This window comes from Nocardiopsis chromatogenes YIM 90109, assembly GCF_000341185.1.
In the GTDB taxonomy this organism is placed as follows: domain Bacteria; phylum Actinomycetota; class Actinomycetes; order Streptosporangiales; family Streptosporangiaceae; genus Nocardiopsis_A; species Nocardiopsis_A chromatogenes.
The window spans coordinates 1-26,812 of record NZ_ANBH01000155.1; the positions used below are offsets into that span (position 1 = coordinate 1).

Below are 26,812 nucleotides of genomic sequence, written 5' to 3' on the forward strand. Positions count from 1 at the left end.
ACCCGGGGCGCCGCCGACGGGAGACGGCGGCGCCCCGCCCTATGCTCGGACCCATGTCCATGATCACGGTACGGGCGTCGGACTTCGCCGGTCTGGACGCCGCCGACCTCTACGCCCTGCTGCGCCTGCGCGTCGACGTGTTCGTCGTCGAGCAGGACTGCCCCTACCCCGAGCTGGACGGGCGCGACACCGAGCCCGGAACGCTGCACGTGTGGGCCTCCGAGGGGGACCGCGTGCTGGGCTGCCTGCGAGTACTGGAGGAGGACGGCGGCACCGTCCGGATCGGGCGGGTGGCCACCGCCCCCGAGGCGCGCGGCCGGGGCGTGGCGGGCCGCCTGCTGGAGGCGGCCCTGGAGCGCATCGGCCCGCGGGAGGCCGTCCTGGACGCCCAGACGCGGGTCCGCGGCCTGTACACGCGCTACGGCTTCGCCGAGGACGGGCCCGAGTTCCTGGAGGACGGCATCCCCCACACGCCTATGCGCCGTTCAGCGCCTTGAGCAGGGAGTCGGCGGCGGTGTAGGGGTCGGACCCGGCGACGACCTCGTCGGCGAGGCGGTCCAGCGCGTCGTGGCCGTGCACGTCGGCCAGGCGCTCGCGCAGCGCCTTCATCGCGATCGCCTCGACCTCCTCGCGGGCGCGGGCGCGGCGCCGCCGGGCCAGCAGGCCCGACTCACGCAGGTATTCGGTGTGCTTGTCGAGGTGGTCCAGCAGTTCGTCGACGCCCTCGCCGGTGGCGGCGACGGTGCTGGCCACCGGCGGGGTTCCCNCTCGGCCATGGCGACCATCTGGCGCAGGTCGCGCACGGTGGCGCGGGCGCCCTCCCGGTCGGCCTTGTTGACGGCGAACACGTCGGCGATCTCCAGCACCCCGGCCTTGGCGGCCTGGATGCCGTCGCCCATGCCGGGGGCGGCGAGCACGACCGTGGTGTCGGCGTGCCCGGCGATGTCGACCTCGGCTTGGCCGACGCCGACGGTCTCCACCAGGACGGTGTCGAACCCGGCGGCGTCGAGCACCCGCAGCGCGTGCGGGGTGGCCCAGGACAGCCCGCCCAGGTGCCCGCGGCTGGCCATGGAGCGGATGAACACCCCCGGGTCGGTGGCGTGGTCCTGCATGCGCACCCGGTCGCCGAGCAGCGCCCCGCCGCTGAAGGGCGAGGACGGGTCGACGGCGAGCACCGCCACGGTGCGGCCGCGCTTGCGCAGCTCGGCGGTGAGGGCGCTGGTGGTGGTCGACTTGCCGACGCCGGGGGCGCCGGTCAGGCCGACGATGCGGGCGCGCCCCGCGGCGGGGGCCAGCCCGGCCATGATCTCCCGCAGTTGCGGGGCGCCGTTCTCCACCAGGGACACGGCGCGCGCCACCGCGCGCCGCTCGCCGCGCAGTACGCGCTCGACGAGACCGGGGACGTCCAACCTGCCACTCCTTCGTACCGCTCTGGCCGTTCTAGGGCGCCTCGGAGAACCGGCCGGTGGCGCCGTCGGTCTGCTCGCGCAGGATGTCGGCGTGCCCGGCGTGCCGCGCGGTCTCCTCGATCATGTGCACGTAGATCCAGCGGAGGGTGACCCGGCCCAGTTCGGGATGGGGCACCGCGTCCTCCAGGGCGAACCGCGCCGCCGCCTCGCGCGAGGAGGCGCAGGCCCGGCGGTAGTCCTCGACGAGCGAGGCGACCGTGTCGCCGGGGCGCAGCTCCCAGGTGGAGTCCGGGTCGGAGAGGTCCAGGCCCAGCTCGTGTGCGGGTCGCCCCTGGAGCACGGAGCCGAACCAGTTCCGCTCGACCAGGGCCAGGTGCCGCAGCAGCCCGGCCAGGGTGGTGCGCGAGGGCACCAGTCGGCGCCGGGCGTCCTCCTCGGACAGCCCGGCCGCCTTGTCCTCCACGGCCGCCCGGAAGGCGTCCAGGAACGACTCCAGCACCTCGCGCTCGCCGCCCTCGGGGGCGGCGGCCATGACCCGCCGCAGCGCGTCCACGGCTCAGGCCCCGGGCGCCCGCAGCAGCAGCGCGTCGCCCTGGCCGCCGCCCCCGCACAGCGCGGCGGCGCCCAGGCCGCCGCCCCGGCGGCGCAGCTCGAAGGCCAGGTGCAGGGCGAGGCGCGCCCCGGACATGCCGATGGGGTGGCCCAGCGCGATGGCGCCGCCGTCGACGTTCACCCTGTCCTCGGTGACGCCCAGGTCCCGCATGGACTGCACGGCGACGGCGGCGAATGCCTCGTTGATCTCGATGAGGTCCAGGTCGGCCACGTCGGCCCCGGCCTTGCCCAGCGCGTGCCGGATGGCGTTGGAGGGCTGGGAGTGCAGGGAGTTGTCGGGCCCGGCCACGTTGCCGTGCGCGCCGATCTCGGCGAGCACCTCGCAGCCGAGCTCCTCGGCCTTGGCGCGGCTCATCACGACCACGGCGCAGGCGCCGTCGGAGATCTGGGAGGCGGACCCGGCGGTGACGGTGCCGCCCTCGCCGAAGGCGGGGCGCAGCTTGGCCAGGCCCTCGGCGGTGGTGTCGGGGCGCACGCCCTCATCGGCGTCGACGACCTTGTCCTCGCCCTTGCGCTGGGGGATGCGCACCGGGGCGATCTCGGCGTCGAAGCGGCCGTCCTTCTGCGCGGCGGCGGCGCGCTGGTGGGACAGGGCGGCGAAGGCGTCCTGCTCCTCCTGGGTGAGGCCGAGGCGGGCGTTGTGCCGGTCGGTGGAGGCGCCCATCGACTCGCCGTCGAAGGGGTCGGTGAGCCCGTCGTGCTCGGTGGCGTCGAGCATCCCGATCGCGCCGTACTTGTGGCCCTTGCGGGCCGCGGGCAGCACGTGCGGGGCGTTGGTCATGGACTCCATGCCGCCGGCGACGACCACGTCGAACTCCCCGGCGCCGATGAGCTGGTCGGCCAGGGCGATGGCGTCCAGGCCGCTCAGGCAGACCTTGTTGACGGTCAGCGACGGCACGGTCATCGGGATGCCGGCCTTGACGGCGGCCTGGCGGGAGGGGATCTGCCCCTGCCCGGCCTGCAGCACCTGGCCCATCACGGTGTAGCCGACCTGGTCGCCGGAGATCCCGGCGCGCTCCAGGGCCGCGGCGATGGCCGCCGCCCCGAGGTCGACCGCCTGAAGCGGGGCCAGCCCGCCGAGGAGCCGGCCGATCGGCGTCCGGGCGCCGCTGACGATGACGGATCCGGGCATGAGGGGCCTCCACGTGTTCCTGGTCGCACTTGTTCTGCCACGATACAGATGTCCGCTCGACCGCCTCCCGGGAGGATCGGCACCGTGTTCACTCGCATCGACCATGTCGGCATCGCCTGCCGCGACCTGGACGCGGCCGTCGCGTTCTACCGCTCCACCTACGGATTCGAGGTGGCCCACGAGGAGGTCAACGAGGAGCAGGGGGTGCGGGAGGCGATGCTGCGCGTCAGCGGCACCGACGACGGGGGCGCCAGCTACCTGCAGCTGCTGGAGCCGATCCGGGACGACTCCCCGGTCGCCAGGTTCCTGGACCGGAACGGCGAGGGGGTGCACCACGTGGCGTTCGGCACCGGCGACGTGGCCGGGGCCTCGGCGGCGGTCGCCGGACGCGGGGTGCGGGTCCTGGACGCCGAGCCGCGGCCGGGGTCGATGGGGTCGCGCATCGCCTTCCTGCACCCCAAGGACTGCGGCGGGGTGCTGACCGAGCTGGTCCAGGCCGCCGCTCCGACAGCCGGTCCGGAACAGGGTCCGGAACACGGTCCGGAAGGTTCGTGACGCAACCGTCACACAGGGCCTCCCCTCACTTGGTAAAGTCTGCTGACCGCCAGGATCCTGGCGCCCGCCCAGTCGTCCACGGCCGGCGAGCCTTCCCCGGAGCCGACGGCGTCCCCCCGGCGCTAATGGCGTCCGCAACGGCCGACCAAGACTCCGTATCAATGGAGAGAACTTCGATACGCCTGAGGTCGGCGCGCAGTACCCTCCCCTGGAGGGCGTGCGCGGAGGGCGACTCGCCACCCGTCCGTCCGCTTGCCGTCTCGTCACCGTTCAGGATTCCGCCACATGTCGTCCGATATTGAAGCCCAGCTCACCAACTTCTTCGATGAAGGCACCCAGTCGACCGAGTTCGACGTGGTCCTGCGCGGTTACGACCGGCAGCAGGTCCAGGAGTACATCAGCCAGAAGCACACCGACCTGACCCAGGCGCGCGAGGACGCCGAGAGCGCGCGCAACGAGCTCACCGAGGTCAAGCGCCAGCTCCAGGAGCAGGAGCGCCCGACCTACGCGGGGCTGGGCGCGCGCATCGAGCAGCTCCTGCGGCTGGCCGAGGAGCAGGCCGCCGAGCTCGTGCAGGGCGCCCGCGCCGAGGCCGACGACATCCGCGCCGAGGCCAAGATCGAGGCCGCCGACATGCGCGCGGCCGCCGAGAACGAGGCCACCGAGCTGCGCACCACCGCCCAGCGCGAGGCGGACGAGATGCGCACCTCGGCCGAGAACGAGGCCGAGGAGGTCCGCACCACCGCGCGGCGCCAGGCCGACGAGCTCACCGCCACCACCGAGCGCGAGGTCCAGAAGAAGATCTCGCAGGTCGAGCACGAGATGGCGGAGCGCCAGGCCACGCACGAGGCCGAGATCTCCAAGATCCGGATGACCACCGAGCGCGAGTGCACCCAGGCCCGTGCGGCCATGAAGCGCGAGCGCGACGAGACCATCCAGGCCGCCAAGCGCCAGGCCGAGGAGCTGCGCGCGCAGGCGCAGCGGAACATGGAGGAGAGCGAGGCCCGGCGCGCCCAGGAGGAGTCGGAGTTCGAGATCCAGCTGGCCGGCCGCCGCGAGGAGGCCGAACGTCAGGACTCCGAGCGGCTGGCCGCCGCCCAGGCCGCCACCCAGAAGCTGGTGGCCGAGGCCGAGGAGCGGGCCGCCAGCGCCGACCAGCGCGCCACCAAGGCCAGCAGCCAGGCCGAACAGACCCGCAAGGAGGCCGAGCAGCACGCCAAGCAGGTCGTCGGCAACGCCAAGAAGCAGGCCGAGCAGATCAGCCAGGAGGCCCGGTCCAAGGCCGACCACCTGGTCAGCGACGCCAAGTCGGAGGCGGACCGCATCCTGACCGCCGCCCGCCAGCAGGTCGACGAGCTGACCAAGCAGCGCGACAGCATCCAGTCGCACCTGCAGCAGCTGCGCCAGCTGCTCGGCGGCGGCGACGCCCCGGCCCCGGCCGCCCCCGCGGCCCCGGCGCCGGAGCAGGCCCCCGCCCTGGAGCAGAAGGCCCCGTCGAACGGGCAGGCCGCCGCCAACGGCGGGGGCAAGAAGAAGGAGGCCGTCAGCGCCGCCTCCGGCGAGGAGAACGAGGACTGGTGGCAGGAGTAGCGCACCGGTACTGAGCACGCACGAAGGCCCGGCCCCGAGGGGGCCGGGCCTTCGTGCGCCCAGGGCGTGTCCGTTGGATCAGGCCCTAGAGCCCGGTGTCCTTGCCGGCGGGGCCGTCCCACTCGGTCGGCAGCGGGTGGGCCTTGGGGGCGACCCGCTTGACGACCTCGTCCAGGACGGTGCGCACGTAGGGCTCGCCGACCCACAGGTGCTTGGCGCCGGGCACCCCGACCACCTCGGCCTGCGGCACCCGGGCGAAGCGGCGCCGCGCCTCGTCGGGGCGCAGGTAGTCGTCGAACTCGGGGACCAGCGCCGTCAGCGGCCGCCCGAACTCCGCCCAGGCGTCCAGGTCGGCGTCGGTGGCGCGGTGCAGCGGCGGGGAGAGCAGCACCGCGCCCTCCACCTCCGGGTCGCGCCCCCACTTCAGGGCCAGCTCGGTGCCGAAGGACCAGCCCAGCAGCCACGGCCGGGGCAGCCCCTCGAACTCGGCGTACTCGATGGCGGCGGCCACGTCGTAGCGCTCGGCCTCGCCGTCGCCGAAGGACCCCTGGCTGGTGCCGCGCCGCGAGGAGGTGCCGCGGGTGTTGAAGCGCAGCACCGCGGTGTCGGCCAGGGCCGGCAGCCGGAAGGCGGCCTTGCGCAGCACGTGGCTGTCCATCATGCCCTCGGCGGTGGGCAGCGGGTGCAGGCACACCAGGGTGGCGGCGGGGGCGGCGCCGCCCTCGGGCAGCGCCAGCTCGCCGACGAGCTCCAGGCCGTCGGCGGTGTGCAGGGTGATCGGGCGGCGCTCGGCGGGGAGCACCGTGGTGGCGCGGATCTCCATGGGTTCCTCTCAGCGCAGGTGCGCGCGCCGCTGCCAGCAGGAGGAGTGCCAGTGCCGGCGGTCCTCGCCGTCGCCGTAGGGGCGCCAGGCCACCACGTGCGGCATTCCCGCGGGGATCTCCTGGTGGCAGCCGGGGCAGCGGTAGGTCTTGGCGGCCGCGGCGCCGCTGATCCGCCGGGTGACCCACTCCCCGTCCGGCCCCGTCTCCCGCCGTTGGCCCCCGGTGACGCGCAGCATCAGGGCGTCGGGGTCGGCGTCGCGGGCGGGCGCCCCTCGGCGGCGGGGTGTGTTTCGGCGCGGGCTCACCCTTCAAGGGTAGGGGCCCCTGGAGTGTCCAGGGGCCCCGGGGTGGTGGGCCGCATCACGCGTCTCTACGCGTTCTCCCGCGCCGCCTTGGCCGTGAGCGGGGAGGGCGCGTACGGGGCGAGACCGGCGTCGGCGACGGCGCGCAGCACGCGCGCCACCTCGGCGCCGCCGCGCTCCTCGGACAGTTCGACCGGGCCCTTGGGGTAGCCGCAGCCGAACCGCATGGCGGTGTCGACGTCCACCGCGGAGGCGTAGCCGTCGCCGACCATCCGCAGCGCGTCGTCCATGTGCGGGGCCAGCAGGAGGTCGGCCAGGCCGAAGCCGAGCGAGCCGTCGCGGACGGACTGCGCGATCGGGCCGGAGGGGAGCTCCTCGGCGGCCGGGGCCGGGCCGCCGTAGGCGTAGAACCCGCGGCCGCTCTTGCGGCCGAGCATCCCGGCGGTGACCATGCGGCGCAGCAGCGGCGCGGCCGCGTAGCGGGGGGTGCGGAACTCCTCCCAGAGCACGTCCATGACGGCCAGGCACACGTCCAGGCCGACCAGGTCGGCGAGGGTGAGCGGGCCCATGGGCAGCCCGGCGCCGCCGGTGGCGGCGGCGTCGATCTCCTCACGGGAGGCCAGGCGGCGCTCGTAGAGCGAGACGGCGTCGTTGATGTAGGGCACCAGCAGGGCGTTGGCGACGAACCCGGCGCGGTCGCCCACGCTGACCGGGGTCTTGCCGATGCGCTTGGCGACCTCTTCGGCCACGGCGGCGGTGTCCGGGTCGGTGGAGGGGGTGGAGACCACCTCGACCAGCTTCATCACCGGGGCGGGGTTGAAGAAGTGGAGGCCGACGACCAGGCCGGGGCGGTCGGTGAGGGCGGCGATCTCGGTGACCGACAGCGAGGAGGTGTTGGTGGCCAGGATCGTGCCGGGCGGGCAGATCCGGTCCAGGTCGGTGAAGACGTCGCGCTTGATGTCGGGCCGTTCGGGGACGGCCTCGACGACGAAGTCGGCGTCGCCGAGGTCCTCGCGGTCGGTCGTCAGCGCGATCCGCGCGAGGATCGTGTCGTGCTCCTCCTGGGTGATCTTGCCCTTGTCGCGGGCGCGCCCCAGGGATGCGGCGATGTGCCCGCGGCCGCGCTCGACGGCGGCCGTGTCGATCTCGACTCCGGTGACGGTGAAGCCGGCCCGGGCGAAGACCTCGGCGATCCCCGCGCCCATCGTGCCGAGCCCGACCACTCCGACCTTGTTGAATTCCTGCACCATGGGGCCAACCCTAGACGGTCGGGTCCCGGTGCCCCGGTTCCGCCCCCGCGGCTCCGGCGGGCCGAGCACAATGGCCCCATGCGCATCGGAGCCTTCCTTCCCGCGGCCGGGTTCCCGGGCCGCGACCACACCGACACCCTGGAGGCGGCGGCGCGGGCGGCCGAGGCCGCCGAGCGGGCCGGGTTCGACGACGTGTGGTTCGCCGAGCACCACTTCATGTCCTACGGGGTGTGCCCGTCGGCGGTGGCGATGGCCGCCTTCGTGCTGGGGCGCACCCGCCGGGTGCGGGTGGGCACCGCGGTGAGCGTGCTGAGCACCGCCCACCCGGTGGCCCTGGCCGAGCAGGCCAACCTGCTGGACCAGGTCTCCGGGGGCCGGTTCCGGCTGGGGGTGGGGCGCGGCGGCCCGTGGGTGGACCTGGAGGTGTTCGGCACCGGGCTGGAGCGGTACGAGCGGGGGTTCGGCGAGTCGCTGGAGGTGCTGCTGGAGGCGCTGCGCGGCGGGCCGATGCGCGCCGACGGGGCGGTGTTCGGGTTCCGGGAGGTGGAGGTGGTGCCGGGGCCGCGGACGCTGCCGCACCCGGAGGTGGTGGTGGCGGCGACGTCGGAGCCGACGCTGTCGCTGGCCGCCGGGGCCGGGCTGCCGGTGATGCTCGGGCTGCACCAGGACGGGGCCGCCCAGGCGGCGATGCTGGAGCGCTACGGGGAGCTGCGCACGCAGGCCGGGGGCGCGCCGGTGCGCGGGCACGTGGCGGCGGCGGTGGCGCATGTGGCCGACTCCCGGGAGGAGGCGCGCAAGGTGCTGCTGGAGGCGCTGCCGCGGTGGCTGGGCCCGGGGCTGGAGGGCTACGTGCCGGTGGACGGGCGTGCGCGCCCGCAGCGGGACCCGGACGCCTATGCGCGGTTCCTGTGCGACGCGCACGCGGTGGGCGCGCCGGAGGACTGCGCCGCCGTGCTGCGCGGGCGGGCGGAGGCCACCGGCGCGGACGCGCTGATGCTGCTGGTGGAGGGCGCGGGCGAGGAGCGGGCGGTGCTGGAGAACATCGCCCGGCTGGGCGAGGAGGTGCTGCCGCGGGTGCGCGGCGGCGCCTGAGCGCCGCCGCGCACCGGCCGGAGGGGGCGGGTCAGCAGTCGACGAGTTCGGGCGACTGGTTGAGCAGCTGGGCCCTGGGGGTGGTGAAGGCCGCGTACGCGTCGTCGGTGCCGGGCGGGAACAGGGCGAGACGGTGGCAGTTCTGGAAGGCCAGGCGCATCCCGAAGTGGCGCTCGACGGCGGCGCGCATGGCGTCGCTGGCCACCATGCGCAGGAGCTGGCCGCGCTCGGCCTCGCCGGGCGGCGGGGTCTCGTTGGCGGCGAAGCCGGTGCCGTCGGCGTCGGCCCCGGCGCGCTCGGCCAGGCCGCTCACCAGGGACCAGGCATAGGGCAGCGATTCGCGGATGCAGGCGATGAAGTCGGCGTCGGAGACCTCGCCCCGCTCGGCCTTGTCCAGCAGTTCGGGAGGAACCGTCAGCGACATGGGTGTCCCATCTTCTCGTCGGGCGGTCGTTGCGACGGTAAGCCCCGTGCGACGGTGCGTCACGGGGCCCGGGGGCCACAGAAGGCTGTCCCGGCCGCCATATGAAAATAGTTTTCATTCCCGTTCGGCGCCACCGGTTCCGGGGAATCCGGGCGCGATCCGCCGCTAGGATCGGGGGCCGTGAGACTCGTGATCGCCCGCTGCAGCGTCGACTACGTCGGCCGCCTCACCGCCCACCTGCCCATGGCCCCGCGCCTGGTGCTGTTCAAGGCCGACGGCTCGGTCTCGGTGCACGCCGATGACCGCGCCTTCAAGCCGCTGAACTGGATGAACCCGCCGTGCACGGTGCGCGAGGGCACCGCGGACGACGGCACCGCGGAGTGGACGGTCACCCACGGCAAGTCCGGAGAGAAGCTCGTGCTGCGCATCGAGGAGGTGCTGCACGACAGCTCGCACGAGCTCGGCCCCGACCCCGGGCTGCAGAAGGACGGCGTCGAGGCCCACCTGCAGGAGCTGCTCGCCGAGCACATCACCACCCTGGGCGAGGGCTACACGCTGATCCGGCGGGAGTACCCCACCGCGATCGGCCCCGTGGACATCCTGTGCCGGGACGGCGACGGCGGCACCGTGGCCGTGGAGCTCAAGCGGCGCGGCGACATCGACGGCGTCGAGCAGCTCACCCGGTACCTGGAGCTGCTCAACCGGGACCCGGCGCTCAAGCCGGTGCGCGGGGTGTTCGCCGCCCAGGAGATCAAGCCGCAGGCGCGGGTGCTGGCCGCCGACCGCGGTATCGGGTGCGTCACACTCGACTACGACGCGCTGCGCGGGATCGAGCCGGACACCCCGCGGCTGTTCTGACGGGGCCGCCGGAGCCGAATGTCGTCAGGGGCGTGCACCATGCGCCCCGTCCCCCCGCCGACCGGTCCATGTCAGGAGCCCCGCCCCCGTGCGCGCCCACGTCCACGCACTCGTCGACGCGCCGCTGTTCCAGCGCGCCATCATCACCCTCATCCTCCTCAACGCCGGAATCCTCGGCCTGGAGACCTCCCCCGCGGTCGTCGAGGCCCACGGCCCGCTGCTGCACGCGCTCGACCGCGCGCTGGTGTGGATCTTCGTCACCGAGATCGTGCTGCGCTGGTACGCGCACGGGCGGCGCTTCCTGGCCGACCCGTGGAACTGGTTCGACCTGGTCATCATCGGCATCGCGCTGCTCCCGGCCACCGGCCCGTTCTCGGTCCTGCGGGTGCTGCGCGTGCTGCGGGTGCTGCGCCTGCTGTCGGTCATCCCGTCCCTGCGGATGGTGGTGACCGGGCTGTTCCGGGCGCTGCCCGGGATGGCGTCCATCTCGCTGCTGCTGGTACTGCTGCTGTACGTGTCCGGGGTGATGGGCACCAAGCTCTTCCAGGAGGAGGCCCCGCAGCACTTCGGCGACCTGTGGACCTCCCTGTTCACCCTCTTCCAGATCATGACCGGCGACTCCTGGAGCTCCATCGCCCGCGAGGTGATGGAGGACGAGCCGCTGGCCTGGGTATTCTTCGTCGCCTACATCCTGGTCTCGACCTTCATCGCGCTGAACCTGTTCATCGCGGTGGCGGTCGAGGCCCTGGAGCAGGGCCGGGGGCAGGGCCGGGGCGAGGCCCCGCCCGCCGGGATCCGGGACGACGGGACCCGGGACGACGCGATCCGGGACGAGCTGAGGGCGCTGCGGGCCGAGGTCGCCTCCCTCAGGGAGGCGCTCGGCGCCGGGGAGCGGGTCGTCAGATGACCCCCTGGGCCAGCATCGCCTCGGCGACCCGCTCGAAGCCCGCGATGTTGGCCCCCGCCACGTAGTCGCCGGGGCGGCCGTAGCGCTCGGCGGTGGTGTGGCAGGCGTCGTGGATGGAGCGCATCACCGCGGTCAGCCGCTCCTCCGTGCGGGCGAAGCTCCACGCGTCCCGCGAGGCGTTCTGCTGCATCTCCAGGGCGCTGGTGGCCACCCCGCCGGCGTTGGCGGCCTTGCCCGGCCCGAACGCCACCCCGGCCTCCTGGAAGACGGCGACGCCCTCCGGGGTGGTCGGCATGTTGGCGCCCTCGGCGACCGCCAGCACCCCGCCCGCGACCAGGGTGCGCGCGTCGTCGGCGGTCAGCTCGTTCTGCGTGGCGCAGGGCAGCGCCACGTCGCACGGCACCTCCCAGACCCGGCCGCCGGGCACGTGGCGGGCCTCGCCGCCGCGCCGCTCGGCGTAGTCGGCGACCCGGCCCCGCTCGACCTCCTTGACCTGCTTGAGCAGGTCGGTGTCGATGCCCTTGTCGTCCACCACGTACCCGCCGGAGTCGGAGACGGTGACCACCGTCGCGCCGAGCTGCTGGGCCTTCTCGGCGGCGTACAGCGCCACGTTGCCCGAGCCGGAGACCGCCACCCGCAGCCCCTCCAGGTCGCGGCCGCGCATGCGCAGCATCTCCTTGGTGAACAGCACACACCCGTACCCGGTGGCCTCGGTACGGGCCTGCGAGCCGCCCCAGCCGGTGCCCTTGCCGGTGAGCACGCCCGCCTCGTGGCGGTTGGTGATCCGCCGGTACTGGCCGAACAGGTAGCCGATCTCCCGGCCGCCGACGCCGATGTCGCCCGCGGGCACGTCGGTGTGCTCGCCCAGGTGCCGGTACAGCTCGGTCATGAAGGACTGGCAGAACCGCATGACCTCGGCGTCCGAGCGGCCCTTGGGGTCGAAGTCGCTGCCGCCCTTGCCGCCGCCGATGGCCATCCCGGTGAGCGCGTTCTTGAAGATCTGCTCGAAGCCGAGGAACTTGACGATGCCCAGGTCCACCGACGGGTGGAAGCGCAGACCGCCCTTGTAGGGGCCCAGGGCGCTGTTGAACTCCACCCGGAACCCGCGGGCGACGTGCACCCGGCCCGCGTCGTCGGTCCAAGGGACACGGAAGATGAGCTGCCGCTCCGGCTCGGCGATCCGCTCGACCAGCCCGGCCTCGGCGAACTCGGGCCGCCGCGCCAGCACCGGGCCGAGGGTGTCCAGGACCTCGTGCACCGCCTGGTGGAACTCCTCCTGGCCGGGGTTGCGGCGCAGGATGTCCCGGTAGAGGGGGTCGACAACGGGGTCGAGGGTCGCCGCCATGAGTGCCTCCGCTGTGTGGGTGTGGCCGACGGGGACGATGGTAGGCCCCCGCCCCACGGGGCCTCCCCGGGCGGGGTCCCCCGAACGGACGACACGGCTCCGTCCGCCGTACCGATACCGCCGCCCCTTCCGGCGCCGGAGGATCGGGGCATGACCGAGACCGATGAACCCGTGATCGACGTGCGGGGGCTGCGCAAGGCCTACGGGGGCGTCCCCGCCGTCGACGGCGTCGACCTGGAGGTGCGGCGGGGCCGGATCACCGCCCTGCTCGGCCACAACGGCGCCGGGAAGAGCACCACCGTGGAGATCCTGGAGGGCTTCCGCACCCCCGACTCAGGGCACGTGCGGGTGCTGGGCGCCGACCCGGCCCGCGCCGGGCGGGCCTGGCGGGCGCGCATCGGCATCGTCTGGCAGGAGCCGGTGGAGCCCTCGCCGCTGCCGGTGCGGGACCTGCTCCGGCACTTCGCCGGGTACTTCCCCGACCCCCTGCACCCGGACGAGGCGCTGGAGCTCGTCGGCCTGGCCGACCGGGCCCGATCGGGCGCCCGCGCGCTCTCCGGCGGCCAGCGGCGGCGCCTGGACGTGGCCGTGGGCCTGATCGGCCGCCCCGAGCTGCTCTTCCTGGACGAGCCGACCACCGGGTTCGACCCGGCCTCCCGCCGCCGCTTCTGGGCGATGGTGCGCTCCCTGGCCGACGGCGGCACCGCGGTGCTGCTCACCACCCACTACCTGGAGGAGGCCGAGGCGCTGGCCGACGAGGTGGTGGTGCTGCGCTCCGGGAGCGTGGCGGCCCGCGGGGACGCGGCCACGCTGGGCGGGCGGCGCACCGCGCGGGCGACGGTGTCGTGGGCCGAGGACGGCGCGCCCCGGCGGGTCGCCACGGACGAGCCGACGCGGACCGTCGCGGACCTGGCGGCGCGGTTCGGGGGCGAGGTACCGGAGCTGTCGGTGCACCGTCCCACGCTGGAAGAGGTCTACCTGTCGCTGATCGGGGAGGCCGCATGACCGTGCTGCGGCTGGGCGCCTCGCGGGCGGTCCTGGAGCTGCGGGAGTACTTCCGGGAGGGGCTGCAGGTGGTCTTCACCTTCGCCCTGCCGTTCCTGCTGCTCCTGCTGTTCACCACCGTCTTCGGCCAGGGGTTCGAGGGCGGGACGGCCGGGGCCGCCGCCTACTACGTGCCCACCCTCACCGCGATGGGGCTGATGGCGGTGAGCTTCCAGAACCTGGGCACGGCCATCGCCGCCGAGCGGGGCGACGGGACCCTGCGGCGGCTGCGGGGGCTCCCGCTGCCCGCCGCCTCCTACTTCGCGGGGAAGGCGGGCATGGTGCTGGTGCTGGCGGTGCTGCAGACCGCGCTGCTCGTCGGCACCGGCGCGGTGGCCATGGGGATGGACCTGCCGACCGATCCGCGCCGATGGCTCGACCTGGCCTGGATCCTTCTGCTGGGGACGGCCGCCTGCACGCTGCTCGGCATCGCCGTCAGCTCCGCGGCCCGCACGGCCCGAGCGGCCCAGGCGGTGGTCGCCCTGCCCTTCCTGCTGCTGCAGTTCGCCTCCGGGGTGTTCGTCCCCGTCCAGGTGCTGCCGCCGTGGCTGGTGAACATGGGCGCGGCGTTCCCGCTGAGGTGGATGGCCCAGGGGCTGCGGTCGGTGTTCCTGCCGGAGTCGGCGGCGGCCGCGGAGGCGGGCGGGTCGTGGGAACTCGGGACGGTCGCGCTCGTGCTGGCCGCATGGTGTGCAGGAGGATCGGTGCTGTGTCTGCTGACGTTCCGCTGGAAGAGCACGGCCCAGGGGTGAGGCGGCCGGGGCGCCCGCCCGACGCGCCGGAGGACTGGGTCGCCACGCCCTACTGGGACGCCTTCGTCGTGGCGGTGCTCGGACTGATGGCGCTCGTGGGCGCCCTCGCCGGGGAGGGCGCCGCCGCCCGCTGGACCGCCTGCGGGGCGCTGGCGGCCCTGGCCGCCTTCTACCTGCTGTACGGGCGGCGGGTGCTGCGGCGCGGCCCGTTCCAGGGGTGGCGTGCGGTCCCGGCGCTGGCCGGGTACGCCGTGCTGTTCGTGGTCGCCGCCACGGCCGTCCCCTCGGCGGCCACCGCCCTGTTCGCGCTGGCGCCGCTGGCGTTCATGACCACCCCGGGGCTCCCGGCGGCGGTGACCGTGGGCGCCATGCTCTACGGTCCGGCGCTGCTGCGCGCCGCGCGGGACCCGTCGGCCGCCGACGGTCTGGTGGTCGAGCTGCCCGCCCTCACCGTGATCCTGCTGTTCTCGCTGTGGTTCGGCGGATGGATCGGACGGATCATCGGGCAGAGCGCCGAACGCGCGATGCTCATCGAGGAGCTGGAGCGCAGCCGGGAGCAGGCGGCGGCGCTGTCGGCGCGGGCGGGCGCGCTGGCCGAGCGCGAGCGCATCGCCCGCGACATCCACGACACCCTCGCCCAGGGGTTCACCAGCGTGGTGGCGCTGGCCCAGGCGCTGGAGTCGGAGATGGACCGCGACCCGGAGGCGGCACGGCGGCACCTGGAACTGATCAAGGAGACCGGGCGGGAGAACCTGGCCGAGGCGCGGGCCCTGGTGGCCGGGGCCGCGGCGGGCGGCACCGCCCTGGAACTGGAGGAGGCGCTGCGCCGCACCGCCGAGCGCACCGGGGAGGAGGCCGGGGCCGAGACGGTGTTCACGGTGCGCGGCGACGCCCCGGAGCGTCTGCCCGCCGAGGTGCAGGTGGACCTTCTGCGCGGCGCGCAGGAGGCGCTGGCCAACGCCCGCCGCCACGCCGGGGCCTCGCGCATCGCGGTGCTGCTGGAGTACCTTCCGGGGGCCTGCCGGGTCACCGTGCACGACGACGGGCGCGGCTTCGACCCGGGCGCGGTGCGGTGCGGCTTCGGGCTGGTGGGGATGGGCCGCCGGGCCGAGGCGGCGGGCGGCCGGTTCACCCTGGAGGCCGCCCCGGGCGGCGGCACCGGGATCCGGTTGGAGATCCCGTACCCGGGACGGGCACCGAGCGCACGGGACACGGAGGAGGGCGCATGATCCGCGTGGTGCTGGCCGACGACCACCCGGTGGTCCGCGAGGGCATCCGGGGGATGCTGGCGGCCGAGGAGGACATCGAGGTGGCCGGAGAGGCCGCCTCGGGCGGCGAGGCGGTGGCGGTGGCCCTCGCGGTCACCGCCGACGTGGTGCTGATGGACCTGCGCATGCCGGGCGGGGACGGCGCCGAGGCGACCGGGCGGCTGCTGCGCGAGGCCCCCGGCTGCCGGGTGCTCATCCTGACCACCTACGACACCGACGCCGACATCCTGCGCGCGGTGGAGGCCGGGGCCACCGGCTACCTGCTCAAGGACGCGCCCCGGACCGAACTCGCGGCGGCGGTGCGGGCGGCCGCGCGCGGCGAGACGGCACTGTCCCCGTCGGTGGCCACCCGGCTGGTGTCGGGGATGCGGGCGCGGGCCGGGGCCCCGGCGCTGTCCGAGCGGGAGGCCCAGGTGCTGCGGCTGGCCGCCGACGGGCTGACCAACGCCGAGATCGGGGCGCGGCTGTTCATCAGTGCCGCCACGGTCAAGACCCACCTGGTGCGGATCTTCGCCAAGCTGGAGGTGTCCGACCGGACCGCGGCGGTCACCCGGGCGATGCGGGCGGGGCTGATCCAGGGTTAGACGAAAGCGACCATCACAGCACAGTCCGGGGCACATCCGTAACCCCTCTGGCTGAATGTGGCAACAGGCCGTCCGATTTCTTGCTCCCTGCACCTTCCCGGTGACAGGCTGCACGGTACCTCGCACCGTTCGCGCCCGGCCCACCATCCCCGTGGGCGGGCCCAACAGGAGGACGTTTCGTGCGCAGAAACCGTACATCCCCTTCCCCCCGCCGCGCCTCGGCGCTGCGCCGCGCGGCCGCCGCAGGCGCCGGGCTGGCCGCCGTCGTGGCCCTCGGCCTGGCCCCGGCCTCCCCCGCCGCGGCCTCTCCGGCGTCCCTGGACGAGCTGGTCACCACGGACGCGATCCGCGACCACATGGAGAACCTCCAGACGATCGCCGAGTACAACGGCGGCAACCGGGCGACCAGCACGCCCGGCTACGACGTGGCCGCGAGCTACGTCATCGACCAGCTGAAGCAGGCCGGGTACAAGCCGAAGAAGAACACCTACGAGTACTCGCTCTGGCGGCAGCACTCGGATGCGGAGTTCGCGCGCACGGCGCCGGACCCCTACACCTACACCGAGGACGACGAGTACGCCCCGATGACGTTCTCGGCGGGCGGGGACGTGACCGCCCCGGGCGTCCCGGTGGCGCCCGACGCCGCGAACAGCGGGTGTGAGGCCGGGCACTTCGACGGCTTCCCCGAGGGCGCGGTGGCCGTCATCCGGCGCGGCCAGTGCAGTTTCGCGCAGAAGACGCAGAACGCCACGGACGCGGGCGCCTCGGCCGCGGTGGTGTTCAACTCCGGCAGCGACCCCAGCGACCCGGCCACCACCGATCTGTTCTACGGCACGCTCGGCGAGGAGGGCGAGATCCCGGCGCTGAGCACCAGCCTGGCCGTGGGCGAGGAGCTGGTCGCCGCCGAGGGCCTGGAGCTGCGGGTCTTCGTGGACGCCAGCGTGGTCACCGAGACCTCCTACAACATCATCGCCGACGCCAAGGGCGGGGCCAAGGACAACGTGGTGGTCGCCGGGGCGCACCTGGACAGCGTCCCCGAGGGCTCCGGCATGAACGACAACGCCAGCGGCTCGGCCTCGCTGCTGGAGACCGCGATCCAGTTCCCGGAGCTGGACGACAAGCCCAAGAACAAGGTCCGCTTCGCCTGGTGGGGCACCGAGGAGCAGGGCCTGATCGGCTCCACGAAGTACGTGGAGGGCCTGTCGCCCAAGAAGCTCGACCGGATCGGGCTCTACCTGAACTTCGACATGCTCGGCTCGCCCAACTACGGGCTGCTGGTCTACGACGGCCGCGGCGAGCTGCCGGAGTCCGACCCGGCCCCCTCGGGCTCGGGCGCGATCCAGAAGACCTTCGAGGACTACTTCGCCGGCCAGAACCTGGACACCGACCCGACGGTGCTGGGCTCGCGCTCGGACCACTACCCCTTCATGAGCGCCGGGGTGCCGGTCGGCGGCCTGTTCAGCGGCGGCGACGCGATCAAGACCGAGGAGCAGGCCGACAAGTGGGGCGGTACGCCGGGCATCACCTTCGACCCGAACTACCACACCCCCGAGGACGACCTGGACAACATCAGCTGGGAGTCGGTCGACATCCTGTCGGGCGGCCTGGCGCACTCGGTGGAGACGTTCTCCGAGTCCACCCTTCCGGTCAACGGCAAGCTGCGCTCGCTGTCGGCGCGCCAGCCCGACCGGCTGGGCGACCTGTGGCTGCGCTGACGCGCTGAGCCGCGCGGACGCGCTGAGGAGCCCGCCGGGTCCGCCCCGGCGGGCTCCGCCGCGTCCGCGGCACGGAGCGGCGGGCGGCAGCGGTCCATCTGCGGCTCTGCGGCGGATCCGGGCGGGCGGCGGGCCCCCCGACCCGCGCCGCCCGCCCGAACCGCTCCGGCCGCCCCTCCCGGGCACGTCCCCTCCGTACCCGCGCGGCCCCTACCGGATGGCCCCCGGTTCCTCACCCGGTCGACGGTGTCCCCCTCGGCACCGATCGACTACGCTCCGTGCGTTGCGTGTGTCACACAGTATCAGCGCCGCCCGGGGCCCATAACCCCCCGTTGCCGAACGGTTACCGGACGCGATGCGCCCTGGGCGCGCTTCTCAGGTCGGGTCCGTCGAGGGCACCGGCGGCGTCATGCCCATCGCACCGCTGTGTCTCCCGGGAAGCAGAGGGACCGATCCGGGCGCGCTGTCGACCGGTGAGAACGCGGCGAGGGGCGTGCCCGGGCGCCGCGCAAGGGCCCGACCCGAGAAGCGCACCCTAGGGTGGTCGCATGACCAAGAAGGACACCGAAAAGCCGGTCGTACTCTCGAAGATCTATACCCGCGGCGGCGACGGCGGCCAGACGCGCCTGGGCGACATGAGCCGCGCCCGCAAGACCGACACCCGTATCACGGCCTACGCCGACGTCGAGGAGGCCAACGCGGCCGTGGGGACGGCGCTGGCGCTCGGGGAGGTCCCCGAGGACGTGCGCGCCCTGCTGGGGCGCGTGCAGAACGAGATGTTCGACCTGGGGGCGGACCTGTCCGCCCCCCTGGCGGAGGACCCGGAGTTCCCTCCGCTGCGCGTCGAACAGGAGTACATCGACCGCCTCGAAGAGGCATGCGACGCCTACAACGCCGAGCTTCCGACACTGCGCAGCTTCATCCTGCCCGGCGGCACCCCCGCCGTGGCGCTGATGCACACGGCGCGCGTGGTGGCCCGCCGGGCCGAGCGCTCGGCGTGGGCGGCGATCGAGGAGCACGGGACCGGTGAGGGCGGCGTCAACCCGCTCACCGCGCGCTACCTCAACCGCCTGTCCGACCTTCTGTTCGTGCTCTGCCGGTACCTGGGCCGCGACGGCGGCGAGGTGCTGTGGAAGCCCGGCGGGGAGCGCTGAGCGGCCCTGCTACTCCCCTCGGGCGAGCTCCTGCTCGACCGCCTCCACCTTGGACGTGAGGCCGTCGGTGACGCCGTCCCGGATGTCGGCCTTCAGGGTCAGGCTCACCCGGGACGCCCCCTGGCCGGCGGCCTCCACGGCCCGGCGGAGGACGTCCATCACCTCGTCCCACTCGCCTTCGACGGTGGTGAACATGGCATCGGTGCGGTTGGGCAGCCCGCTCTCGCGCACCACCCGCACGGCGCGGGCGACCGCGGGGGCCACCGACTCCCCCTCGCCCATCGGGCTCACTGAGAATGCGACGATCATGCCCTCACACTAACCGGGCACTAGCCTTCCCAATGGGGGCCGGGGGGCATGGATTCCAGCCAGGACAGGAAACCCGTGAGCGCGCCGGTGCCCATCGCCAGCTCGTAGCCGGGCGTGTCGGGGTCGGCGCCGTCCGGGCCGGTCCAGCCGAGCTGCACCACGGTCATGTCGCCGGTCAGCTCGGCGAGGTCCCCCGTGTCCGGGGCGCGCCTGCCCACAACGACGAGGCCGCGGCGCGGCAGCGTCGCTGCCGGCCGCGGCCACAGGGACAGGACCCGGTACCAGTGGAGCGCGGAGCTCCCGTACCGGCCCAGCCCGATACGCCAGGGGCCGCCCCCGTAGGGGCGCAGATAACACTCGACGGCGCCGCCCCGCCGCTCCAGCGCGTAGCGGCGCACGGCCAGCGCGGCCACGCCCGCCAGCGCGGCGGCGAGCAGGACGAGGAAGGACCACTCGGCGATGTTCACCCCGGTCAGCCGCTCCCCCACTGCGCGCCCCGCCTCTCCGCGCCCTAGGCCGCGTCCCCGCCGGCGGCGGCCAGGCGGCTGCGCGCCCGCGCGGCCCGGTCCTGGGCCTCGGTGTCCTCGGGGGAGACCCCCTCGGCCTCGGCCTCGCCCAGGGCCCGCTTGGCGCGTTCGACGTCGATGTCCTCGGCCAGTTCGGCGACCTCCGCGAGGATGGAGATCCGGTCGTCGTCGGTCACCGACAGGAAGCCGCCGTGCACCGCGGCCCGCACCTCGCCGGTCTCCCGGCCGCCGAGCACCCGCACCACCGACCCGGAGGCCAGCAGCGCCAGCACCGGGGTGTGCCCGGGCTGCACGCCGAACTCGCCGTCGACCGTCTTGGCGATGACCATGTCGCCCTCGCCCGCCCACAGCTCGCGCTCGGGCGAGACGATCTCGACGAAAAGCTTCTTCGACACTGCCACAAACTCCTTCGTCCGCGGGCGGTTCCGCGTCGGGCGGGCGCCCCTGAAGGGAGCCCGCCCGACGGCGGGCGCCTCAGCTCTGCAGTGTCTAGCCCTGCAGCGCCTTGGCCTTCTCGACGGCCATCTCGATGTTGCCGACGTCGAGGAAGGCCTGCTCGGGCAGGTGGTCGTACTCGCCGTCGCACAGGGCCTTGAAGGAGGCGATGGTCTCCTCCAGCGGCACGAACACGCCCGGGTTGCCGGTGAACTTCTCGGCCACGAACATGTTCTGCGACAGGAAGCGCTCCAGGCGCCGCGCCCGGTTGACGATGATCTTGTCCTCCTCGGACAGCTCGTCGATACCGAGGATGGCGATCTGGTCCTGCAGGTCGTTGTTGCGCTGCAGGATCTCCTTGACGCGCTGGGCCACGTCGTAGTGCTCCTGGCCCACGTACTGCGGGTCGAGGATGCGCGAGGTGGAGGCCAGCGGGTCCACCGCCGGGTAGATGCCCTTCTGCGAGATCGGGCGGGAGAGCTCGGTCGTCGCGTCCAGGTGGGCGAACGTCGTCGCCGGCGCCGGGTCGGTGTAGTCGTCCGCGGGCACGTAGATCGCCTGCATCGAGGTGATCGAGTGGCCGCGGGTGGAGGTGATGCGCTCCTGCAGCTGGCCCATCTCGTCGGCCAGGTTGGGCTGGTAGCCCACGGCCGAGGGCATGCGGCCCAGCAGCGTGGAGACCTCCTGGCCGGCCTGGGTGAAGCGGAAGATGTTGTCGATGAACAGCAGCACGTCCTGCTTCTGCACATCGCGGAAGTACTCCGCCATGGTCAGCGCCGACAGGGCGACCCGCAGGCGGGTGCCCGGGGGCTCGTCCATCTGGCCGAAGACGAGCGCGGTGTCCTGGAGGACCTCCATCTCGTCCATCTCCAGGAACAGGTCGGTGCCCTCACGGGTGCGCTCGCCGACGCCGGCGAACACCGACACACCGCCGAAGTTGCGGGCGATACGGGTGATCATCTCCTGGATGAGCACCGTCTTGCCCACACCCGCGCCGCCGAACAGGCCGATCTTGCCGCCGCGCACGTAGGGCGTCAGCAGGTCGATGACCTTGATGCCGGTGACCATCATCTCGGTCTTCGACTCGAGCTGGTCGAAGTCGGGGGCCTTGCGGTGGATCGGCCAGCGCTCGGAGACCTTCAGGTCCGCGGTCGGCACGTCCAGCGACTCGCCCAGGGTGTTGAACACGTGGCCCTTGACGACGTCGCCCACCGGCACGCTGATCGGCTCGCCGGTGTCGCGCACCTCGGCGCCGCGGACCATGCCGTCCTGCGGGGCCAGGGAGACGCAGCGGACCAGGTTGTCCCCCAGGTGCTGGGCGACCTCCAGGGTGACGGTGCGCTCCTCGCCGCCGACGACGACGTCGGTCTTCAGGGCGTTGTAGATCTCCGGCAGGGAGCCGACGGGGAACTCCACGTCGACGACCGGGCCGGTGACGCGGGCGATGCGCCCCGTGGCCTGCCCCGCCTCGGCGGCGGTCCCTTCAACTGTCGCAGTCACTTTCCTTACTCACTCCCCGCTGGATGCGGCGAGGGCGTCGGCACCGCCGACGATCTCGCTGATCTCGTTCGTGATCTCCGCCTGGCGGGCCTGGTTGGCCTGGCGGGTCAGGGTCTTGACAAGCTCTTCGGCGTTGTCGGTGGCCGCCTTCATGGCGTTGCGGCGCGAGGCCCACTGGGAGGCCGCCGACTCAAGGAGGGCGAAGTAGATCCGGTTCGTCACGTACTGCGGAAGCAGCTGGTCGAGGGCCTCCTCGGCGGAGGGCTCGAACTCGTAGAGCGGGAGCGGACCCCCGTAGTGCTCCTCGATCTCCTCGGGCCCGGCCTCCTCCAGTTCCAGGGGCAGCGCCCGGCGGGCGGACGCCTTCTGGGTCAGCATGGAGACGAACTCGGTCGAGACGATGTGGATCTCGTCAACGCCGCCCTCGGAGGTGTCCTGGGTGAACCGCTCCATGAGGGCGTCGCCGATCTCCTTGGCCTGCAGGTAGGAGGGGCGCTCGGTGATGCCCTCCCACTCGCGCTCCAAGGGGCGCTCCCGGAACCGGAAGTAGCCCACGCCCTTGCGGCCGACCATATAGGTGACGACCTCCTTGCCCTGCTCCTGGAGCAGGGCGGTGAGGGCCTCGGCCTCCTTGATGGCGTTGGCCGTGTAGGCACCGGCCAGCCCCTTGTCGCTGGTGACCACCAGCACCGCCGCCCGGGTCGGGTTCTCCGACTCGGTGAGCAGGGGGTGGTCGCTGACGCGCCCGGCCACCGCGGCGACCGCCCGCGTGATCTCCTTGGCGTAGGGGCGGGCCGCCTCGACGGCCCGCTGCGCCTTGGAGATGCGGGTGGTGGCGATCAGCTCCATCGCCTGGGTGATCTTCGCCGTCGACTTGGTGGCGCGGATCCTCCGGCGGTAGATGCGAAGCTGTGCTCCCATTCGGCTACTTCCCGGAGCTCTTGGCGACCTTGACGGACTCCTGGCCGACCTCGTCCTCGCCCAGCGCCTCGGCGTCCTCCGAGCCCAGGATGGAGCCGGCGGAGGTCTGGAAGGTCTGCTTGAAGGCGGTGACCGCCTCCTTGAGCGTGGCCTCGGTCTCGTCCTCGAACTTGCCGCTCTCGCGGATGGCGTCCAGGACCCCGGCGTGCTCGCGGGCCAGGTAGTCGTGGAAGTCCGCCTCGAAGCGGCGCACGTCCTCGACCGGCACGTCGTCGATCTGGCCGGTGGTGCCCGCCCAGATGGAGACGACCTCCTTCTCCATGGCCAGCGGCTCGTACTGGCCCTGGCGCAGCAGCTCCATGAGCCGCTGGCCGCGCTCCAGCTGCTGCTTGGAGACGGCGTCCAAGTCCGAGCCGAACGCGGCGAAGGCCTCCAGCTCGCGGTACTGGGCCAGGCCCAGCCGCAGCGAACCGCTGACCTTCTTCATCGCCTTGGTCTGCGCGGAGCCGCCCACACGGGAGACGGACACACCGACGTTGATGGCGGGGCGCTGGCCCTGGTTGAACAGGTCCGACTCCAGGAAGACCTGGCCGTCGGTGATCGAGATGACGTTGGTCGGGATGTAGGCCGACACGTCGTTGGCCTTGGTCTCGATGATCGGCAGGCCGGTCATCGAGCCCGCGCCCATCTCGTCGGAGAGCTTGGCGCACCGCTCCAGCAGGCGGGAGTGCAGGTAGAACACGTCGCCCGGGTAGGCCTCGCGGCCCGGCGGACGGCGCAGCAGCAGGGACACGGCGCGGTAGGCCTCGGCCTGCTTGGTCAGGTCGTCGAAGACGATCAGGACGTGCTTGCCCTCGTACATCCAGTGCTGGCCGATGGCCGAGCCGGTGTAGGGGGCGATGTACTTGAAGCCGGCCGGGTCGGAGGCGGGGGCGGCGACGATGGTGGTGTACTCCATCGCCCCGGCCTCCTCCAGGGCGCCCTTCACGCCGGCGATGGTCGAGCCCTTCTGCCCCACCGCGACGTAGATGCAGCGCACCTGCTTGTCCGGGTCCCCGGACTCCCAGTTGGCCTTCTGGTTGATGATCGTGTCGATGCAGACCGCGGTCTTGCCGGTCTGCCGGTCGCCGATGACCAGCTGGCGCTGGCCGCGGCCGACCGGGGTCATCGAGTCGATGGCCTTGATCCCGGTCTGCATCGGCTCGCCGACCGGCTGCCGCTGCATCACGGAGGGGGCCTGCAGTTCCAGCTCACGGCGCTCGGTGCTCGCGATCTCGCCCTGGCCGTCGATCGCGCGGCCCATGGGGTCGACCACGCGGCCCAGGTAGTCGTCGCCCACCGGGACCGACAGGACCTGGCCGGTGCGGCGCACCGTCTGGCCCTCCTCGATGCCGGTGAAGTCGCCCAGGACGATGGCGCCGATCTCGCCGATCTCCAGGTTCAGGGCAAGGCCCAGCGTGCCGTCCTCGAATTCGAGCAGCTCGTTCGCCATCGCCGAGGGAAGGCCACCGATGCGGGCGGTCCCGTCACCTGCGCTGGTGACGGTACCGACCTCCTCGCGCGCGGCGGCGTCGGGCTCGTACGACTGGACGAAGCGCTGCAGCGCGTTCCGGATTTCCTCCGGCCGGATCGTCAGCTCCGCCATCTCAGGTATGTCCTTGCTCTCGTATGGCGCCGCGTTGCCCGGCGCCGTGCGTCTTGCGTTGCGTGTATCCGTCGTTTCAGCCGGCCAGGCGGCGGCGGACCTCCGCGAGCCGCCCGGCGACGCTGCCGTCGATGACCTCGTCTCCGACCCGGATGGACAGGCCTCCGACGAGCTCGGGGACGACCTCGATGTTCAGGTGGATGTCCCGGCCGTAGGTGCGGGTGAGCACCGCCTGCAGCCGGTCCTGCTGGTCCTGGCTCAGCGGCGACGCCGTGCGCACCACGGCGATGAACCGCTGCGCCCGCTCGGCGACGACCTGCCCGAAGTGCTCCAGGCCCTGTTCCAGGGTACGGCCGCGCGGGCGGGTGACCGACTCGGTGATCAGGGACAGCGAGGGGGCGCTGACCTTGCCCGAGAGCAGGTTCTCCACCAGGCTCCGCTTGTGCTCGGCGGCCACGCCCTCGCGGGTGAGGGCCGCCCGCAGCTCCGGCTGGGCCGCGACGATGCGCTCGAACCGGAAGAGCTCGTCCTCCAGCTCGTCGAGCCGGGTGCCCTCGGCACCGGCGGCGGTCGCGTAGACCGCCATCCGCTCGGCGGCGTCGACCAGGTCACGCGGGCGGGACCACTTGGCCCGGACGATGTCGCCGACCACGAGGACCGTGGACGGCGACACCTTGGACTCCAGCAGCCCGCCGATGAGCCCCGACTTGGCGTCGGCGTCGACGGCCTGGTCGGCCAGCATCCGCCGAAGCGAGTGCTCGCCCTCGAAGAGGGACACGACCTCGAAGAGCTCGTGCCCCAGCGTGGCGGCGTTCGCGGAGGGGAGGATGGCGTCCAGGCGCCGGGTCACCTCTTCCAGGGAGGTGCGGCTGATCCCACGCATCAGCGCACCTCGGCCCGGTCGCTGTCGGCCTGCTCCAGCTCTTCCAGGAACCGGTCCACGACGCGGGTCTGGAGCCCGCCGTCGTTCAGCGACTCACCCACGATGCGCGAGGCCAGATCGGTGGACAGGGTCCCGATCTCGGTGCGCAGCTGGGCGATGGCGTGCTGCCGGTCGGCCTCGATCTGCTGGTGCGCCGCCTCGATGAGGCGGCGGGACTCGGCCTGGGCCTCCTCCCGCGCCTCCGCGATGATGGCGGCGCGCTGCTCCTTGGCCTTCTCCAGCTCCGCGGCGTACTGGCGGTGCGCCTCGTCGAGCTTCTCCCGGTACTGCTGGCGGATCTCCTCCGCCTCCGCCTCGGCCTTCTTCGCACGCTCGATGCCACCCTCGATCTGGTTGGCACGCTCGTCCAGAGCCGAGGTCAGCTTGGGCCACATCTTGTAGACGACGCCCAAGATGATGAGGAAGGCGATGGAGCCGAAGACGAACTCATCCCAGTGGATGCGCAGGATGTTCTCTTCCGCAGCCAATTCGATCATGGCTGGCATCTCCTTCGAAGTCGCGTTTCGTCAGCTGGCTACTACTGGCCCGACTGGATGAACGCGAGAACGAAACCGAGGATGGCCAGCGCCTCGACGACCGCGAAACCGAAGATCATCTGACCCTGCAGGATGCCGCGGGCCTCGGGCTGGCGGGCGATGGCCTGCACGCCCATGCCGAAGATGATGCCGACGCCGATGCCGGGGCCGATGGCGGCGAGACCGTAACCGATGGTCGCGAGGCTACCGGTGATTTCCATTCTGATTTCCTCTTTACTCAGACACGCCGACGGGCATTTCGTGCCGTCGAACTGACGTTGATTACCGGACTGGGGTCGTAAAGCGCGCGCACGGGGCCGCGGGGCCTAGTGCGCACCCTCCATGGCCTCACCGAGGTAAATGGAGGACAGCAGGACGAACACATAGGCCTGGACGGCCATGATGAAGAGCTCGAAGGCGGTGAACACCAGGAACCCGATCAGCGCGATGGCCGAGAAGCCCGTGGAGAGCAGGCCGAGCCCGATGCTGGGGGCGCCGAAGAGGTTGAACATGTACCAGCCGCCGGCGGCGAAGACCGCGAGCAGGAGGTGGCCGGCGAACATGGTCGCGAAGAGTCGGATCATGTGCGTGGCCGGGCGGATGACGAAGTTCGAGAGGGCCTCGATGGGCACCACGACCGGCAGGATCCACGCGGGGACGCCACCGGGGACCAGCCGGGCCTTGAAGTGGCCGCCCACCCCGTGCCTGCGGATGCCCACGGCGTTCCACAGGACGAAGACGAAGATCGCCAGCACGGCGGGGAAGGCCAGGTTGGAGGTCACCGGCAGCTGCAGGCCCGGGATGATCCCCATCACGTTCATCGAGAAGATGAACAGGAAGAGGGTCACCAGCAGGGGGATGAACTTGTCCCCCTCCTTGCCCATGGTGGTGCGGGTGATCTGGTCCCGGATGAAGGAGACCAGCATCTCGGCCATGCTCTGCCCGCGGCTGGGCACCACCTTGGAGTTGCGGGTGGTGAAGTACCAGAACCCGGCGGAGACCAGCAGCGCGACCACCAGCACCAGCGTGTACTTGGTGATGCCGGAGGCGTAGGGCAGACCGAAGTCCAGCCAGGGGGTGGGGAAGAAGAGGTCCGTGCCGGGAGCTTCGAACTTGCAACCGGGGGCGAAGAGGTGGCAGCCCTCCTCGGAGGCGGCGCTGTACATAACGTCAGCACTCACGGCGAACCCTTTCGTCGTG

At 72.9% G+C, this 26,812-nt stretch carries 30 protein-coding genes and 1 pseudogene; 12 read left to right on the top strand and 19 right to left on the bottom strand.

The window, feature by feature from the left end:
• Nucleotides 1-53 precede the first annotated feature (53 nt).
• Entirely contained in the window at nt 54-497 is a 444-nt protein-coding gene (locus D476_RS0116270; RefSeq protein ID WP_017624997.1) for a GNAT family N-acetyltransferase, read from the top strand.
• Here the strand turns inward: D476_RS0116270 and D476_RS40135 are convergent.
• The 4 genes and pseudogenes from D476_RS40135 to D476_RS0116285 all read right to left on the bottom strand — a co-directional run bounded on the left by D476_RS40135 (nt 475) and on the right by D476_RS0116285 (nt 3,153).
• Complete coding sequence (locus D476_RS40135) at nt 475-609, bottom strand: hypothetical protein (RefSeq protein ID WP_017624998.1); 135 nt, start codon at nt 607-609, stop codon at nt 475-477. The two genes, D476_RS0116270 and D476_RS40135, sit on opposite strands and share 23 nt — an antisense overlap.
• A 36-nt stretch (nt 610-645) precedes the next feature.
• Nucleotides 646-1,358, bottom strand: a pseudogene (gene meaB, locus D476_RS33525) (methylmalonyl Co-A mutase-associated GTPase MeaB); the annotation flags it as partial.
• 82 nt (nt 1,359-1,440) lie between these two features.
• The gene (locus D476_RS0116280) at nt 1,441-1,962 is read right to left on the bottom strand and encodes a DinB family protein (protein WP_017624999.1); all 522 of its coding nucleotides are present in this window, start codon (nt 1,960-1,962) and stop codon (nt 1,441-1,443) included.
• A gap of 3 nt (nt 1,963-1,965) precedes the next feature.
• Nucleotides 1,966-3,153 carry an acetyl-CoA C-acetyltransferase gene (locus D476_RS0116285; protein WP_017625000.1) on the bottom strand — a complete coding sequence of 396 codons (1,188 nt, stop codon included), beginning with the start codon at nt 3,151-3,153 and terminating at the stop codon, nt 1,966-1,968.
• Between the two features lie 48 nt (nt 3,154-3,201).
• Here D476_RS0116285 and mce point away from each other — a divergent pair, with 48 nt between their 5' ends.
• The gene (gene mce / locus D476_RS33530; RefSeq protein WP_083939542.1) at nt 3,202-3,708 is read left to right on the top strand and encodes a methylmalonyl-CoA epimerase; all 507 of its coding nucleotides are present in this window, start codon (nt 3,202-3,204) and stop codon (nt 3,706-3,708) included.
• 285 nt (nt 3,709-3,993) lie between these two features.
• Nucleotides 3,994-5,298, top strand: coding sequence for a DivIVA domain-containing protein (locus tag D476_RS0116295; protein WP_017625002.1), 1,305 nt, complete (start codon nt 3,994-3,996; stop codon nt 5,296-5,298).
• A gap of 85 nt (nt 5,299-5,383) precedes the next feature.
• Here the strand turns inward: D476_RS0116295 and D476_RS0116300 are convergent, their stop codons facing one another.
• From D476_RS0116300 to D476_RS0116310, 3 genes are all read right to left on the bottom strand, one after another.
• Nucleotides 5,384-6,121, bottom strand: a complete 738-nt coding sequence (locus tag D476_RS0116300) for an alpha/beta hydrolase (RefSeq protein WP_017625003.1) — start codon at nt 6,119-6,121, stop codon at nt 5,384-5,386.
• Nucleotides 6,122-6,130: 9 nt separating this feature from the next.
• Nucleotides 6,131-6,427 carry an ATP/GTP-binding protein gene (locus tag D476_RS0116305; protein ID WP_192826393.1) on the bottom strand — a complete coding sequence of 99 codons (297 nt, stop codon included), beginning with the start codon at nt 6,425-6,427 and terminating at the stop codon, nt 6,131-6,133.
• A 65-nt stretch (nt 6,428-6,492) separates the two neighbouring features.
• A complete protein-coding gene (locus D476_RS0116310; protein WP_017625005.1) occupies nt 6,493-7,674 on the bottom strand; it encodes a 3-hydroxyacyl-CoA dehydrogenase in 1,182 nt (393 codons plus the stop codon).
• Nucleotides 7,675-7,752: 78 nt separating this feature from the next.
• On the opposite strand from D476_RS0116310, the gene D476_RS0116315 reads away from it, so the two are divergent.
• Nucleotides 7,753-8,766 carry an LLM class flavin-dependent oxidoreductase gene (locus D476_RS0116315; protein WP_017625006.1) on the top strand — a complete coding sequence of 338 codons (1,014 nt, stop codon included), beginning with the start codon at nt 7,753-7,755 and terminating at the stop codon, nt 8,764-8,766.
• Nucleotides 8,767-8,797: 31 nt separating this feature from the next.
• On the opposite strand, the gene D476_RS0116320 is transcribed toward D476_RS0116315, so the two are convergent.
• Complete coding sequence (locus D476_RS0116320; protein ID WP_017625007.1) at nt 8,798-9,190, bottom strand: SCO5389 family protein; 393 nt, start codon at nt 9,188-9,190, stop codon at nt 8,798-8,800.
• 180 nt (nt 9,191-9,370) lie between these two features.
• Here D476_RS0116320 and nucS point away from each other — a divergent pair, with 180 nt between their 5' ends.
• Complete coding sequence (gene nucS, locus D476_RS0116325; RefSeq protein ID WP_026123563.1) at nt 9,371-10,048, top strand: endonuclease NucS; 678 nt, start codon at nt 9,371-9,373, stop codon at nt 10,046-10,048.
• Between the two features lie 88 nt (nt 10,049-10,136).
• The gene (locus D476_RS0116330) at nt 10,137-10,955 is read left to right on the top strand and encodes an ion transporter (protein ID WP_017625009.1); all 819 of its coding nucleotides are present in this window, start codon (nt 10,137-10,139) and stop codon (nt 10,953-10,955) included.
• Here D476_RS0116330 and gdhA read toward each other — a convergent pair.
• Nucleotides 10,948-12,300, bottom strand: a complete 1,353-nt coding sequence (gdhA, locus tag D476_RS0116335; protein ID WP_017625010.1) for an NADP-specific glutamate dehydrogenase — start codon at nt 12,298-12,300, stop codon at nt 10,948-10,950. The genes D476_RS0116330 and gdhA overlap by 8 nt on opposite strands.
• A 150-nt stretch (nt 12,301-12,450) precedes the next feature.
• Between gdhA and D476_RS0116340 the strand changes: the two genes are divergently transcribed.
• The 6 genes from D476_RS0116340 (at nt 12,451) to D476_RS0116365 (ending at nt 18,817) form a co-directional block, all read left to right on the top strand.
• Nucleotides 12,451-13,305, top strand: a complete 855-nt coding sequence (locus D476_RS0116340; RefSeq protein WP_017625011.1) for an ABC transporter ATP-binding protein — start codon at nt 12,451-12,453, stop codon at nt 13,303-13,305.
• Nucleotides 13,302-14,096: an ABC transporter permease gene (locus D476_RS33535; RefSeq protein WP_017625012.1), complete on the top strand. Its 795-nt coding sequence runs from the start codon at nt 13,302-13,304 to the stop codon at nt 14,094-14,096. Before D476_RS0116340 ends, D476_RS33535 begins: the two co-directional genes overlap by 4 nt.
• Nucleotides 14,054-15,325 (top strand): sensor histidine kinase, encoded by a 1,272-nt coding sequence (locus D476_RS0116350; RefSeq protein ID WP_239648731.1) that lies wholly within the window; start codon nt 14,054-14,056, stop codon nt 15,323-15,325. Before D476_RS33535 ends, D476_RS0116350 begins: the two co-directional genes overlap by 43 nt.
• On the top strand, nt 15,322-15,948 hold the full coding sequence (locus D476_RS0116355) for a response regulator transcription factor (protein WP_017625014.1): 627 nt from the start codon (nt 15,322-15,324) through the stop codon (nt 15,946-15,948). Before D476_RS0116350 ends, D476_RS0116355 begins: the two co-directional genes overlap by 4 nt.
• A 179-nt stretch (nt 15,949-16,127) precedes the next feature.
• Complete coding sequence (locus D476_RS0116360) at nt 16,128-17,663, top strand: M28 family peptidase (protein ID WP_017625015.1); 1,536 nt, start codon at nt 16,128-16,130, stop codon at nt 17,661-17,663.
• 548 nt (nt 17,664-18,211) lie between these two features.
• Nucleotides 18,212-18,817: a cob(I)yrinic acid a,c-diamide adenosyltransferase gene (locus D476_RS0116365; RefSeq protein ID WP_017625016.1), complete on the top strand. Its 606-nt coding sequence runs from the start codon at nt 18,212-18,214 to the stop codon at nt 18,815-18,817.
• 9 nt (nt 18,818-18,826) lie between these two features.
• On the opposite strand, the gene D476_RS0116370 is transcribed toward D476_RS0116365, so the two are convergent.
• The 10 genes from D476_RS0116370 to atpB all read right to left on the bottom strand — a co-directional run bounded on the left by D476_RS0116370 (nt 18,827) and on the right by atpB (nt 26,778).
• On the bottom strand, nt 18,827-19,126 hold the full coding sequence (locus D476_RS0116370) for an MTH1187 family thiamine-binding protein (RefSeq protein ID WP_083939543.1): 300 nt from the start codon (nt 19,124-19,126) through the stop codon (nt 18,827-18,829).
• Nucleotides 19,127-19,146: 20 nt separating this feature from the next.
• Nucleotides 19,147-19,614: a DUF2550 domain-containing protein gene (locus tag D476_RS0116375; RefSeq protein WP_017625018.1), complete on the bottom strand. Its 468-nt coding sequence runs from the start codon at nt 19,612-19,614 to the stop codon at nt 19,147-19,149.
• A 23-nt stretch (nt 19,615-19,637) separates the two neighbouring features.
• Entirely contained in the window at nt 19,638-20,048 is a 411-nt protein-coding gene (locus D476_RS0116380) for a F0F1 ATP synthase subunit epsilon (RefSeq protein ID WP_017625019.1), read from the bottom strand.
• 94 nt (nt 20,049-20,142) lie between these two features.
• On the bottom strand, nt 20,143-21,588 hold the full coding sequence (gene atpD, locus D476_RS0116385; protein WP_017625020.1) for a F0F1 ATP synthase subunit beta: 1,446 nt from the start codon (nt 21,586-21,588) through the stop codon (nt 20,143-20,145).
• Between the two features lie 9 nt (nt 21,589-21,597).
• On the bottom strand, nt 21,598-22,509 hold the full coding sequence (locus D476_RS0116390) for a F0F1 ATP synthase subunit gamma (protein WP_017538339.1): 912 nt from the start codon (nt 22,507-22,509) through the stop codon (nt 21,598-21,600).
• Nucleotides 22,510-22,513: 4 nt separating this feature from the next.
• Nucleotides 22,514-24,154 carry a F0F1 ATP synthase subunit alpha gene (gene atpA, locus D476_RS0116395; protein WP_017625021.1) on the bottom strand — a complete coding sequence of 547 codons (1,641 nt, stop codon included), beginning with the start codon at nt 24,152-24,154 and terminating at the stop codon, nt 22,514-22,516.
• Nucleotides 24,155-24,230: 76 nt separating this feature from the next.
• Complete coding sequence (locus tag D476_RS0116400) at nt 24,231-25,037, bottom strand: F0F1 ATP synthase subunit delta (protein ID WP_017625022.1); 807 nt, start codon at nt 25,035-25,037, stop codon at nt 24,231-24,233.
• A complete protein-coding gene (gene atpF / locus D476_RS0116405) occupies nt 25,037-25,573 on the bottom strand; it encodes a F0F1 ATP synthase subunit B (protein ID WP_017625023.1) in 537 nt (178 codons plus the stop codon). The genes D476_RS0116400 and atpF overlap by 1 nt, the downstream gene beginning before the upstream one ends.
• A gap of 41 nt (nt 25,574-25,614) precedes the next feature.
• Complete coding sequence (atpE, locus tag D476_RS0116410) at nt 25,615-25,833, bottom strand: ATP synthase F0 subunit C (RefSeq protein ID WP_017558358.1); 219 nt, start codon at nt 25,831-25,833, stop codon at nt 25,615-25,617.
• 105 nt (nt 25,834-25,938) lie between these two features.
• Nucleotides 25,939-26,778 carry a F0F1 ATP synthase subunit A gene (gene atpB, locus D476_RS0116415; protein ID WP_017625024.1) on the bottom strand — a complete coding sequence of 280 codons (840 nt, stop codon included), beginning with the start codon at nt 26,776-26,778 and terminating at the stop codon, nt 25,939-25,941.
• Between the last annotated feature and the right edge of the window lie 34 nt (nt 26,779-26,812).